9 protein-coding genes are annotated in these 12,706 nt (G+C 70.4%); 7 read left to right on the forward strand and 2 right to left on the reverse strand.

The window, feature by feature from the left end; translation table 11 throughout:
* Positions 1-205: 205 nt before the first annotated feature.
* From IG98_RS0119840 to IG98_RS0119850, 3 genes are all read left to right on the forward strand, one after another.
* Positions 206-2,554 carry a glycoside hydrolase family 95 protein gene (locus tag IG98_RS0119840; protein ID WP_051752484.1) on the forward strand — a complete coding sequence of 783 codons (2,349 nt, stop codon included), beginning with the start codon at positions 206-208 and terminating at the stop codon, positions 2,552-2,554.
* Between the two features lie 190 nt (positions 2,555-2,744).
* Entirely contained in the window at positions 2,745-3,950 is a 1,206-nt protein-coding gene (locus IG98_RS0119845) for a cytochrome P450 (RefSeq protein ID WP_030913913.1), read from the forward strand.
* A gap of 114 nt (positions 3,951-4,064) precedes the next feature.
* Positions 4,065-4,520 carry a hypothetical protein gene (locus IG98_RS0119850; protein ID WP_030913914.1) on the forward strand — a complete coding sequence of 152 codons (456 nt, stop codon included), beginning with the start codon at positions 4,065-4,067 and terminating at the stop codon, positions 4,518-4,520.
* Between the two features lie 219 nt (positions 4,521-4,739).
* Here the strand turns inward: IG98_RS0119850 and IG98_RS47080 are convergent, their stop codons facing one another.
* Together IG98_RS47080 and IG98_RS0119860 are read right to left on the reverse strand one after the other, a co-directional pair.
* Positions 4,740-6,851: a WD40 repeat domain-containing serine/threonine protein kinase gene (locus IG98_RS47080; RefSeq protein ID WP_051752485.1), complete on the reverse strand. Its 2,112-nt coding sequence runs from the start codon at positions 6,849-6,851 to the stop codon at positions 4,740-4,742.
* Between the two features lie 113 nt (positions 6,852-6,964).
* Entirely contained in the window at positions 6,965-7,993 is a 1,029-nt protein-coding gene (locus IG98_RS0119860) for a GDP-mannose 4,6-dehydratase (protein ID WP_030913917.1), read from the reverse strand.
* Between the two features lie 291 nt (positions 7,994-8,284).
* Between IG98_RS0119860 and IG98_RS0119865 the strand changes: the two genes are divergently transcribed.
* From IG98_RS0119865 to IG98_RS45050, 4 genes are all read left to right on the forward strand, one after another.
* Positions 8,285-9,529: a glycosyltransferase family 4 protein gene (locus IG98_RS0119865; protein WP_030913919.1), complete on the forward strand. Its 1,245-nt coding sequence runs from the start codon at positions 8,285-8,287 to the stop codon at positions 9,527-9,529.
* A gap of 40 nt (positions 9,530-9,569) precedes the next feature.
* Positions 9,570-10,283, forward strand: coding sequence for a class I SAM-dependent methyltransferase (locus IG98_RS0119870; RefSeq protein WP_030913921.1), 714 nt, complete (start codon positions 9,570-9,572; stop codon positions 10,281-10,283).
* The gene (locus IG98_RS0119875) at positions 10,280-11,323 is read left to right on the forward strand and encodes a prenyltransferase (RefSeq protein ID WP_030913923.1); all 1,044 of its coding nucleotides are present in this window, start codon (positions 10,280-10,282) and stop codon (positions 11,321-11,323) included. Before IG98_RS0119870 ends, IG98_RS0119875 begins: the two co-directional genes overlap by 4 nt.
* A gap of 96 nt (positions 11,324-11,419) precedes the next feature.
* Positions 11,420-12,607: a DUF1702 family protein gene (locus IG98_RS45050; protein WP_169750151.1), complete on the forward strand. Its 1,188-nt coding sequence runs from the start codon at positions 11,420-11,422 to the stop codon at positions 12,605-12,607.
* The last annotated feature ends 99 nt before the right edge of the window (positions 12,608-12,706 follow it).

Genomic DNA, 12,706 nt, shown 5'->3' on the forward strand with positions numbered 1-12,706 from the left:
GATCAACTCGCTACAGACATCGGAGGATGAAGCTTGTTACGGTGGAGTTTCGGTGCTATCTCCTGGAAACAGTCCCGCCCTGTGATCGGAGGAGTTCGTTGCCTCACCCCCACGACGACGCCTCACCCCGGCTCTCCTCGCCGCCGCCCCCCTCACCACCGGGCCATCCGGACCCGGTCCGGCGAACGCGGAGTCGTCAGCGAACATGAGCCGAGCGGATACCCCCGATGACTTGACGCTCTGGTACGACAAACCGGCCACCGACTGGGAGACCCAGGCATTGCCGATCGGCAACGGCGCGCTGGGCGCCATGGTGTTCGGCGGCGTCGGCGGCGAGCGGATCCAGTTCAACGAGAAGTCCCTGTGGACCGGCGGTCCCGGTTCCGACGGCTACGACTTCGGCAACTGGACCTCCCCCAGGCCGAACGCGATCGCCGAGGTCAGGGCGGAGATCGACCGCGACGGCAGGGTGTCCCCCGCGGCGGTGGCGGCCAAACTCGGCCGGCCCAGGAGGGGGTTCGGCGCCTACCAGACCTTCGGCGACCTCTGGCTGGACATGCCCGAGCCCCCCGAGGCCGCCACCGGCTATCGCCGGGAGCTGAGCCTGCGCGACGCGGTCGCCAGGGTCGGCTACACCTCGGACGGTGTGACCTACTCCCGCGAGTACTTCGCCAGCCATCCCGGCAACGTCATCGTCGGCCGGATCTCCGCCGACGAGAAGGGCAAGGTCTCCTTCACACTGCGCACCTCCTCCCCCCGCTCCGACAGGCGGGTCTCGGTCTCGAAGGGGCGCCTGACGGTCCGGGGCGCGCTCGCCGACAACGGCATGAGGTTCGAGTCACAGGTCCAGGTGATCGCCTGGGGCGGCACCCGCACCGACGGCACCGACCGGATCACCGTCACGGGCGCCGACCGCGTGGTGTTCGTGCTGTCGGCGGGCACCGACTACGCCGACGCCTACCCCGCCTACCGGGGCGCCGACCCGCACGCCAGGGTCACCTCGGCGGTCGACAGGGCCGCCGGGAAGTCGTACGAGAGGCTCAGGTCCGAGCACCTGGCCGACCACCGGAAGCTGTTCGACCGGGTCAGGCTCGACCTCGGCCAGCAGGCCCCGGCCGTCCCGACCGACAGGCTCCGCGCGGCGTACACCGGTGGCGCCTCGGCCGACGACCGGGCGCTGGAGGCGATGTTCTTCGCCTACGGCCGCTACCTGCTGATCGCCTCCTCCAGGGAGGGATCGCTCCCGGCCAACCTGCAGGGCGTGTGGAACGACTCGACCGACCCGCCCTGGTCGGCCGACTACCACGTCAACATCAACCTGCAGATGAACTACTGGCTCGCCGAGCAGACCAACCTCGCCGAGACGACCGAACCGTACGACCGCTACATCCGGTCGATGGTCGCCCCCGGCGCGAGGACCGCGCGGGAGATGTTCGGGGCGCGCGGCTGGGTGGTGCACAACGAGACCAACCCGTTCGGCTTCACCGGGGTGCACGACTGGGCCACCGCGTTCTGGTTCCCGGACGCGGCGGCGTGGCTGACCCAGCAGATGTACGAGCACTACCGCTTCAGCCGCGACACCGAATACCTGCGCGAGACCGCGTACCCGGTGATGAAGGGCGCGGCCGAGTTCTGGCTGGACACCCTGCACACCGACCCGCGTGACGGCACTCTCGTGGTCTCCCCCAGCTACTCCCCCGAGCAGGGCGACTTCACGGCGGGCGCCTCGATGTCCCAGCAGATCGTCTTCGACCTGCTGACCAACGTCCTGGAGGCGGCGAGGGAACTGAGGACCGGCGAGGCCTTCCAGGCCGAGGTGACGGCCGCGCTGGCCAGGCTCGACCCGGGCATCCGGATCGGTTCCTGGGGACAGCTCCAGGAGTGGAAGGAGGACCTGGACGACCGGGGCAACACCCACCGGCACGTCTCCCACCTGTTCGCGCTGCACCCCGGACGGCAGATGACGGCCGGGACCCCCGAATCCGAGGCGGCCAAGGTCTCACTCACCGCGCGGGGCGACGGCGGCACCGGCTGGAGCAGGGCGTGGAAGATCAACTTCTGGGCGCGCCTGCTGGACGGCGACCACGCGCACAGGATGCTCGGTGAGCAGCTCAGCGGCTCCACGCTGGACAACCTGTGGGACACCCACCCGCCGTTCCAGATCGACGGCAACTTCGGCGCCACCTCCGGCATGGCCGAGATGCTGCTGCAGAGCCGGCACGACACCGTCCACGTGCTGCCCGCCCTGCCGTCGGCCTGGCCCACCGGCTCGGTCACCGGCCTGCGCGCCTGGGGCGACGTGACGGTGGATGTCTCGTGGCGGGACGGCGAGGCCGACCGGATCACCCTGCGAGCGGGGAGGACCGGACTTCTCAGGGTCCGCGCGGACCTGATCGGCGGCGGTTACCATGTCCTGGATGATCGGGGCAGAACACTCGACCCGAGCCGTGACGGCGACGTCCTGGCCGTCGACGCCCAGGCGGGCAGGTCCTACACGATCGTCAACGGGAGGGTCACCAGGGACCACCCCCTTGACGGGGCACCCCTGAGGTAATAGAACACGTTTCAGAAAGTAGTCCAACCAAGCGCTTGATCAAGTGCCTGGCGGTTCAGCGTGCCCCGGGGAGGCGGGAACAACGGATGTCCCGCGAGGAACTCGCCTCGCGACCGGAGGGCACGTCGCCGACCGCACCGACAACGAGCCGCGTCACAGGACCGGGGACCCGGTTCGCACAGGAGGACCGATGGACATCGATCTGGTCGACCAGGACTTCTACTGGCGGAACGGCGCACCGCACGATCAGCTCGCCTGGCTACGGGCGAACGCGCCGGTCTACGCGCACCCGGGTGACGCCGAGCGGGACTGGCCGGGTTTCTGGGCGGTCACCCGGCACACGGACGTGGTGCACGTCTCCCGCCGTTCCGACCTGTTCTCCTCAAGCAGAAAGCTCGCGCTCTTCGACGAGATGCCCGAGGACCAGCGCGCCCTCCAGCGGATGATGATGCTCAACCAGGACCCGCCGGAGCACACCCGGCGGCGCTCCCTGGTCAACCGGGGGTTCACCCCCCGCATGATAGGCGCCCTTGAGCAGCACATCCGCGACATCTGCCACGAGTTGGTGGACGAGGCCAAGGCGCGCGGCTCGGTCGACTTCGTCAGGGACATCTCCGCCCCGCTGCCGCTGTACGTGATCTGCGAGTTGCTCGGCGCGCCCGTCGAGGACCGGGACAAGATCTTCAACTGGTCCAACCGGATGATCGGGGCCGAGGACCCGGACTACGCGACCGATCCCGCCGAGGGCGCGGACGCGGCCATGGAGGTCTACGCCTACGCCAACACCCTGGCCGCCGAGCGCCGGGAACGGCCCCGCGAGGACATCGTCACCAAGCTGATCATGCCCGACACCGCCGGGGAGACCCTCACCGAGGAGGAGTTCGACCTGTTCGTGCTGCTGCTCGTGGTCGCGGGCAACGAGACCACCCGCAACGCGGCCTCGGGCGGCATGCTCGCCTTCTTCGAACATCCCGAGCAGTGGCGGCGCCTGGTCGCCGATCGCACCCTCGCCCGCACCGCGGCCGACGAGATCGTCCGCTGGGTCTCCCCGGTGAACCTCTTCCGCCGTACGGCCACCGTCGACACGACGGTCGGCGGCCAGGAGGTCAAGGCCGACGACAAGATCGTGGTCTTCTACAGCTCCGCCAACCGGGACGAGGACGTCTTCGCCGACCCCTACACCTTCGACATCGGCCGTGATCCCAACCCGCACATCGGGTTCGGCGGTGGCGGTGCCCACTTCTGCCTCGGCAACCACCTCGCCAAGCTGGAACTGCGGGTGCTCTTCGAGGTGCTGGCCGAGCGGCTGCCGAAGCTGGAGCAGGCCGGCCCCGCCCGCCGGCTCCGCTCCAACTTCATCAACGGCATCAAGGACCTGCCGGTCTCCCTCACCTGAGCCCCTGCCGTGATCCTCGGGTACCGCCTCGCGGGGGGCGGCACCCGAGATTTAAACAGATTGTTTAATACAGTCGGTTGACAATAGATCGTTCAATAAGCGATCGTGGTCCGCATGTCCGCGAACCACGATGAATCAGCCGACGTCTTCACGCCCCCGGATCCGAGCCGGGCGCGGGCGCACCGCGAATACGCCTCCCTGTCACGCATCACCGAGCGCCACGCGACCGACGACGCCCAGCGCCGCCGGCAGGTCCACTCCACGGTCCTCGGCGCGCACGAGGCCGTCAGGCTCGTGTCGTTCCTGCTGAGCGGCGCCGCCCATCGCGAGGAGGGCGAGCCGGAGGTGGACCGCGCCGACATCACCGCCGCCCTGACCCTGCTGCCCCGCGCCCGCGCGGAGCTGGACGAGCTGGAGGCGGCGCTGCTCCTGATGGCCAGAGGCCGCGACCTCACCTGGCAGGAGATCGCCTTCGGTCTCGGCCTCGGCACCCCCCAGGCGGCCAAACAACGCTACGAACGACTGGCCGGCCGCACCGAGGGGTCCGCGAACGCGCCGACCACGCTGTGATCCTTGGCGGGGAGCCGTCCAGCGGTCGGCCAGGTCGGCGAGCGCCCGGACCGCCGCGCCGACCACGCGGTGATCCTTGGCGGGGGGCCGTCCAGCGGTTCCCCGACCTGGCCGGCCGCGTGAACGGTGCCGCCCTCAGCGCGGATCTCCTCCCGGCGGACGGCGATCATCAAAGGTGGGTCCAGCCGGTGCCGGCCACCGAAGGGTCTCCCGCCGGAATCAGGAGCCGGGCGCGGCGGAGGGGGGAGTCAGGCTCCACACCCGTATCTCTCCATCGAAGTCGGCGGAGACGACGACCGGCCTCCCCCGCAGCCGCGTCACCAGCATCGTCGTGATCTCCTGCGTGCGGCCGGTGGACGGCCTGCCGATCTGCCTGCGGGTGGCCAGATCCCACACCCGCACCCCGTCGTAGCCGCCGGAAACGACGACCGGCCGCCCCGCCACCTCCGTCACCGCCACCGACTCGACTCCCGAGGTGTGCCCGGTGAACGGGCTGCCGATCTGCTCGCGGGTGGCCAGATCCCACACCCGCACGGTGCTGTCGTCGCCACCGGCGACGCCGGCGACGAGGACCGGCCGCCCCTCCAGTTCCGCCACCGTCAGCTTCACCGACAGGCCATCCTCGGTGTATCCGGTGAACGGGCTGCCGACCTGCTTCCGGGTGGCCAGATCCCACACCCGTACAGTGCTGTCGGCGTAGCCGCCGGAGACGAGGACCGGCCGCCCCTCCAGCTCCGTCACCGCCATCGACTCGACGGAATAGTTGTAAACGGTGAATGGGCTGCCGATCCGCTCGTGGGTGGCCAGATCCCACATATATATTTTTCCGTAACCGGTGGAGACGACGACCGGCCGCCCCGCCACCTCCGCCACCAATATGGACGCGAGCCCTCTACCGGGGCCGGTGAGCAGCCCACCGATCTGCCTGCGGGTGACCAGATCCCACACCCGTATCCCGTTGTGGTCGCCGGAGAGGACGACCGGCCGCCCCGCCAACTCCGTCACCGCGACCGCGTAGCCGGTGATCGGCCTGCCGATCTGCTTCCGGGTGGCCAGATCCCATACCCGCACGGTGTGACCCTTCTCGTCGTTACCGCCGGAGACGACGACCGGCCGCCCCTGCGACTCCACCACCGCCATCCAATGAACTCCCCCGCTGTGCCCGGTGAACGGCTTACCGACCGGCATGCCGAAGGGGACGGCCTTCGGAGTCTGGCCGGGTGATGGAGCGGAGGTCCCGGAGGAACCCGTGGCGGATGAGGACGGTGACGACAGGGCCGAGGTTCCGGAGGGGTTCGTGGACGGCGGGGTGGAAGATTCGGGGGACTCAGGTTGCCACAGCCAGAAGACCACGGCAGCCGGGATGAGAGCGGTGACGATCGCCGTCGCGGCCACCAGGCGCCCCCTGACGGAACGGCGCGGGACACGGGACACCGGAGGCGGCGGGGCGGGGCCGCGCGGCCGGTGATCCACCGTGCTGGACTCCTCCGCCCTGGACTCCTTCGTGCTGGACTCCACCGTGCTGGACTCCTCACGGGTGAGGACGGCGAGCAGGTCGGCCACGGTGGGCCGGGCGCCGGGGTCCTTGGCCAGGCAGGCGGCCAGCAGCGGTCGGACACGCTCGGGCACTCCGGCGAGGTCGGGTTCGCGGTTGGAGACGGCGTTCATCACCGCCGCCGGGATCGCGCCGGGAAACGCCGGATGCCGCGTGGCGGCGAACACCATGGTGGCGGCCCAGCTGAACACATCCGACGCGGTGCCGGCCTGGTGACCGTCGAGCTGTTCCGGCGACAGGTAGGCGGGGGTGCCCACCAGCCCCGACCGCGTGGTGGTGGCGGCCAGCACCCGGGCGATGCCGAAGTCGATGACCACCGGCCCCTCCGGGCCCATGATCACGTTGTCGGGTTTGAAATCACGGTGGACGATCCCGGCCCGGTGGATCGCGGCCAGTGCCGTCAGGGTGGCGACCGCGAGCCGGTCCAGGCCGCTGCCGGTCCGCGGCCCGTCACCGGTGACCAGTTCCCTCAGCGAGGGCCCGGGGATGTACTCGCTGACCAGGTAGGGCCGATCACCGGCGATCCCCCCGTCCAGCACCTGGGCGGTGCAGAACGCCGCGACCCGGCGGGTGATCTCCGCCTCGCGCATGAACCGCTCGCGCACCTCGGGATCGGTCGCCATCCGGACGTGCAGCACCTTGATCGCGACCTTGCGGCCCGCGGGATCGTGGCCGAGGTAGACCACCCCCTGACCTCCGTCGCCCAGCACCCCGCTCAGCCGGTAGCCGCCGATCCGCTCGGGGTCGCCCACGGTCAGCGGGGCCGGCTCGGACATCGCTCACCTCGTCTCCACGCCCCCGTCGGCGGACGACCGGAACCGCCGCTGATCCAAGGAACGACGATAGGCGGCGCCCCGCCGCAGCAGAAGCCCTGCGCCCGATCCGGAGATCAGGGCCAGGAGGAGTCCTGGTCGGGGTCGCCGCCGTCGGAGAGCAGCTTGACGTCCGATGCGACCATCATCGCCACCAGCTCCTCGAAGGTGACCGAGGGTTCCCAGCCGAGCTGGACGCGGGCCTTCTTCGGGTCGGCGCAGAGCAGGTCGACCTCGGCGGGACGGTGCAGGCTCTGGTCGGTGACGACGTACCGCTCCCAGTCCAGCCCGGCGGCGGTGAAGGCCGCCTCCACAAGGTCGCGGACGGTGTGGGTGCGGCCGGTGCCGATCACGTAGTCCTCGGGCGTGTCCGCCTGGAGCATCAGGTGCATCGCGCGGACGTAGTCTCCGGCGAACCCCCAGTCGCGACGCGCCTCCATGTTGCCCAGGCGCAGCTCCGAGGCGAGGCCGAGCTTGATCCTGGCCACCCCGAGGCTCACCTTCCTGGTGACGAACTCGGCGCCCCGGCGCGGGGACTCGTGGTTGAACAGGATCCCCGACACCGCGTACATGCCGTACGACTCGCGGTAGTTCTGCGTCAGGAAGTGCCCGTACGCCTTGGCCACACCGTACGGCGAGCGGGGGTGGAAGGGGGTGATCTCGGTCTGCGGGGTCTCGCGCACCTGGCCGAACATCTCCGAGGACGACGCCTGGTAGAACCGGATCTGCCCGGATCCGGCGGCGGTACGCGAGGAGGAGATCCCGGAGCAGACCCGGATGGCCTCCAGCATGCGCAGCACGCCCATGCCGGTCACCTCGGCGGTGAGCTCGGCCTGCTCCCACGACATGGGGACGAACGAGATGGCGCCCAGGTTGTAGACCTCGTCGGGCTGGACCTTCTCCACCACGGAGATCAGCGAACCCTGGTCGAGCAGGTCGCCCCGGACGAGCTGAACGTCCTGCAGGAGCTTGCGGAGCCGTGAGACGCGCGGGTTGGCCTGCCCTCGGGCCAGACCGAAGACCTCGTAGCCCTGACTGAGCAGGCACTCGGCCAGATAGGAACCGTCCTGCCCGGTGATACCTGTGATCAGCGCGCGCCTGGCCAACGCGTCCTCCTCGCTTGCGGGGGCGGGACCTATGCCTGGTCTTATGCCGTTTGATTGGCGAATGTACCGTCCAACCCTCGTATGGGCACTATCTCCCCCAGGACACGCCTAGAACGCGTTCCACCGAATCCTGTTCGGTCAGGTTAACCTCCCAGCTCGCGCCCGGTGAAGCACCCCCTAGGAACAATTCCACATCAGGTACAACAGAGCTACCGAATGGTAGTGTCCGAGGACTAAGGTCATCTTTCACGGTACCTGTCCCCTTTCGGGCAGGGTGAGAAAGGGGTTGCCGTGCCGGGTGCTGAATCACTGCGGGTGGCACTGCTGTCGTATCGCAGCAAGCCGACCTGTGGTGGGCAGGGTGTCTACCTGCGTCACCTCAGCCGCGAGCTGGTCGCCCTCGGGCACAGCGTGGAGGTCTTCTCCGGCCAGCCCTACCCGGAACTCGACGAGGGCGTCATCCTCACCAAGGTCCCCAGCCTGGACCTGTACCGCGACGAGGACCCCTTCCGTACTCCCGGCCTCCGCGAGTACCGCGACTGGATCGACCTGCTCGAGGTCGGCACCATGTGGACCGCGGGGTTTCCCGAACCGCTGACCTTCACCCTGCGGGCGCACCGCGAGCTGAAGAAGCGCGTCGGCGACTTCGACGTGGTGCAGGACAACCAGACCCTCGGCTACGGACTGCTCGGCATCCAGAAGCTGTTCCCCGTGGTCGGGACCATCCACCACCCGATCAGCGTGGACCGGCGCATCGAGCTGAAGGCGGCTCCACTGCGCAAGAAGCTCTCCATGCGACGCTGGTACGGCTTCGTGCGCATGCAGGCCAAGGTGGCGCCGCGGCTCAGCCCGATCCTGACCGTCAGCGAGTCCTCCCTCGCCGACATCCACCGCGACTTCAACGTGCCGCAGAAGAACATGCGGCTCATCCCGCTGGGCGTCGACACCCGCTACTTCCACCCGCGCCCGGAGCTTCCCAAGCGGCCCGGCTCCATCGTCGCGGTGGCCAGCGCCGACTCCCCGATGAAGGGGGTCGCGACGCTGCTGCGGGCCGTGGCGAAGCTCGCCACCGAACGCGACGTCAACCTGACGGTGGTCAGCAAGCCCACCCCCGGCGGGCCGACCGAGAAGCTCGTCGGCGAGCTGGCGCTGCGGGACCGGGTCAGGTTCGTGCACGGCATCTCCGACACCGAGCTGGGCGAGCTGATCGCCACCTCGGAGATCTCGGTCGTCCCCTCCCTGTACGAGGGCTTCTCACTGCCCGCCGTCGAGCACATGGCCTGCGGCACCCCGCTGGTCGCCAGCCGCACCGGGGCGCTGCCCGAGGTCGTCGGCGACGCCGCCGTACAGGTGGCCCCCGGCGACCCCGAGGAGCTGGCCGCGGTGCTGCGCCGCCTGCACGACTCTCCCGAGGAGCGGGCCGCGGTGGGCAAGAAGGGCTACGACCGGGTCATGGAGCGCTTCACCTGGAACGTCGTCGCCAAGCGGACCGTGGAGGCCTACCACGAGGCCATCCAGGCCCACCGCGCGAAGTGACCGACACCCTGAAACGATCACCTCTCACAAGGAGCGGCCAGTGCTGACTGTCGACTTCGACCGGTTGCCCGTGGGTCCGGGAACCCGGCTGCTGGACCTGGGGTGTGGCGGCGGACGCCACGCGTTCGAGGTACTGCGGCGCGGTGCCGACGTGGTGGCCTTCGACATGGACGCGGGAGAGCTGGAAGGCGTGGCGAACATGTTCGCCGCGATGGACAAGGCCGGCGAGGTGCCCCCCGGTGCGACGGCGGACACCGTGACGGGCGACGCGCTCGACATGCCGTTCGAGGACGGCTCCTTCGACCGGGTGATCGCGGCCGAGGTGCTGGAGCACATCCCCGACGACATGGCCGCGATGCGGGAGATCTTCCGGGTCCTCAAGCCGGGTGGCCAGGCGGCCATCACGGTGCCGAGCTTCCTGCCGGAACGGATCTGCTGGGCGCTCGACGAGGCGTACCACACCGCTCCCGGCGGGCACGTCCGCATCTACACGCTGGCCGAGCTGAGCGCGAAGCTCAAGTCGACGGGCTTCACCATCGGCCCGCACCACCACGCCCACGGCCTGCACGCGCCGTACTGGTGGATCAAGTGCGCGGTCGGCGTCGACAACAACGACCACCCGCTGGCCAAGGCCTACCACGAACTGCTGGTCTGGGACATCATGAAGCGCCCAGCCGCCACCAGGATCGCCGAGGCCGTGCTCAACCCGCTCATCGGCAAGAGCGTGGTGCTCTACGTCCGGAAGCCCGCATGATCTCCTGGGAACAGGTCGTGCAGACCGCCCAGAGCATCGCGGCGGTGCAGGAGCCCGACGGCGGCATTCCCTGGCCCGAGGGGCACGTGGACGCCTGGAACCATGTCGAGTGCCTGATGGCGATGAGCGTGGCGGGGCTGACCGGTCCCACCCGCCGGGGATACGACTGGCTGGTCCACACCCAGCGCTCCGACGGCTCCTGGCCGATGAAGCTGCTCGGGGGCGAGGCCGTCGAGCAGGGCGGGGAGTCCAACCACGCCGCCTACATCGCGGTCGGCGTCTGGCACGAGCTGCTGGTGACCTCCGACCAGGACTTCGCCCGGCGGATGTGGCCGACGGTCCGGGCGGCGCTGGACTTCGTGGTCGGCCTGCAGACCACCCGGGGCGAGATCGTCTGGGAGCGCGCGGCCGACGGCAGGCCCGCCGGGTACGCGCTGCTGACCGGCTGCGCCTCCATCCACCAGGGCCTGCGCTGCGGCGTGCTGCTCGGCGAGCACCTGGGCGACCCGCAGCCCGACTGGGAGCTGGCCGCCGACCAGCTCGGCCACGTGCTGGCCGCCCACCCCGAGGCGTTCGCCGACAAGAGCCGCTTCTCGATGGACTGGTACTACCCGATCCTGGGCGGCGCGGTGCGCGGCCCGGCCGCGCGGACCCGGCTGTCCGAGGAGTGGGACACGTTCGTGGAGCCCGACCTCGGCATCCGCTGCGTCTCCGACCAGCCGTGGGTGACCGGTGCCGAGACGTGCGAGCTGGTGCTCACCCTCGACGCGCTGGGCGACCGGAACCGGGCACGGAAGCTCTTCTCGGACATGCAGCACCTGCGGCACGAGGACGGCTCGTACTGGACCGGCTGGCAGTTCGTGAACGAGAAGTGGTTCCCCCACGAGCGCTCCGCCTACACCGCGGCCGCGGTCGTACTCGCCGCCGACGCGCTGGCCGGGCACACCCCCGCCGCGGGCATCTTCCGCGACGCGGGCAAGTACCTGACCGACCGCCCCACCGCCGCCTGCGGCTGCAGCCACGCCCGCTCCCGGAGCTGAATACCCGGCTTTCGGCCGTGCCGTCGGCGTTTTCTTTGCACGGAATCAGAAACGTGGTGCTTGAAGGGCTGAATGCGGCTCACTACGTTCGGGTCCGTGAGTAATGCGGAGGGCACTCGGACGGTAGCTCAGAGCGATGACGCCGGGACGGCCGGCGCGGCGGCCGTCCCGGAGGACACCCCCGACCCGGCACCCCCGCGGCGACCCGAACCCACGGATGCGGCCGGTCCCCCGGACCTCGCCGAGCATCCGGTACCGCAGGAATCCTCGTCCCCCTCCCCCCGGCCGGACTTCTCCGAACCGGGCTCTCCGGAGCCCGACCTTTCCAAGCCGAGGGCGTCGGCGCCGTCCAGGCCGAACGGCGTGGCCCGGCTGCTGTGGCAGAACCCCGCCCGGGTGGGGTTCGGGGTGCGGCGGTTCCGGCTGGGACCGGCGCGCGAGCGGCTGGAGGACGCGGAGCGGTCGTTCACGACCGGGTTCAACGCGGTGGTCGCCGGGGAGGCCGAGCGGATCGACGACCTCCGCGAGGACCTGCGCGGTTTCGGGTACGAGGGCGCGGGCATGGCCTGCGCCACCCTCGACGTGCTCACCCTCACCGGCGGGCGCCGTCTGCGGGAGCTGCTGAGCGGGCCGGGGATACGCTACCCGCACCTCGTCCACATGGGCACCGGCCGGGCGTACGCCCGGATGCGGCTACGGCCGATGTGGGGCGTCCGCTCGGTGCACCCGCTGCTGCGCTGGCTGGCCCACGACGGCTTCGGCTTCCACCAGGGTTTCTTCTCCGCGGACCGTACGGTGGGACGCCAGCGGACGGCCGGGCTCATGGATCGGACCCGGAGAGCGATCTTCGATCAGGGACTGGGGCGGATGCTCTGGTTCCACGAGTGCGCGGGGGCGGGTGACGTCGTGTTGCGCATCGCCGAGTTTCCCGCGGGGCGCCGCGCCGACCTGTGGAGCGGCGTCGGTCTGGCCGCCACGTACACCGGAGGCGCGAGCGCCACGGACCTGGGGCGGCTGGCCTCCGCCGCGGCCGAGGACGGTTTCCGCGCCCACCTCGCCCAAGGGTGCGCCCTCGCCTGCGCCTCCCGGCTGATCTCGGCTGTGGTCCCCGAGCACACCGTCGCCGCCGCACCCGTGCTGTGCGGGGCCGAAGTGGACGAGGCGGCGGCCTGGACCGACACCGCGCTCGTCGCACTGGGCCACAACGCGCACAGCGGCGACCACTACCAGGCCTGGCGGGCGGGAATCCGGAAGGCCTGGGCACGGCGCGACCGCGACTCTTGACCCCGGCTCGGAGAAGCGGCGCGGACGATGCCGGACCGCGCCGCCGCGAGCCGGTCGCGGCCGGGATCGTCACCTGCGGCTCGAAGGGGCGGTGAGAGC

This window comes from Streptosporangium amethystogenes (assembly GCF_000721075.1).
GTDB classification, from domain to species: domain Bacteria; phylum Actinomycetota; class Actinomycetes; order Streptosporangiales; family Streptosporangiaceae; genus Streptosporangium; species Streptosporangium amethystogenes.

Excerpts from the sequence above, each read along its gene's own strand:
- IG98_RS0119840 (WP_051752484.1), top strand. The coding sequence starts at position 206 with ATGAGCCGAGCGGATACCCCCGATGACTTGACGCTCTGGTACGACAAA.
- IG98_RS0119845 (WP_030913913.1), top strand. The coding sequence starts at position 2,745 with ATGGACATCGATCTGGTCGACCAGGACTTCTACTGGCGGAACGGCGCA.
- IG98_RS0119850 (WP_030913914.1), top strand. The coding sequence starts at position 4,065 with ATGTCCGCGAACCACGATGAATCAGCCGACGTCTTCACGCCCCCGGAT.
- IG98_RS47080 (WP_051752485.1), bottom strand. The coding sequence starts at position 6,851 with ATGTCCGAGCCGGCCCCGCTGACCGTGGGCGACCCCGAGCGGATCGGC.
- IG98_RS0119875 (WP_030913923.1), top strand. The coding sequence starts at position 10,280 with ATGATCTCCTGGGAACAGGTCGTGCAGACCGCCCAGAGCATCGCGGCG.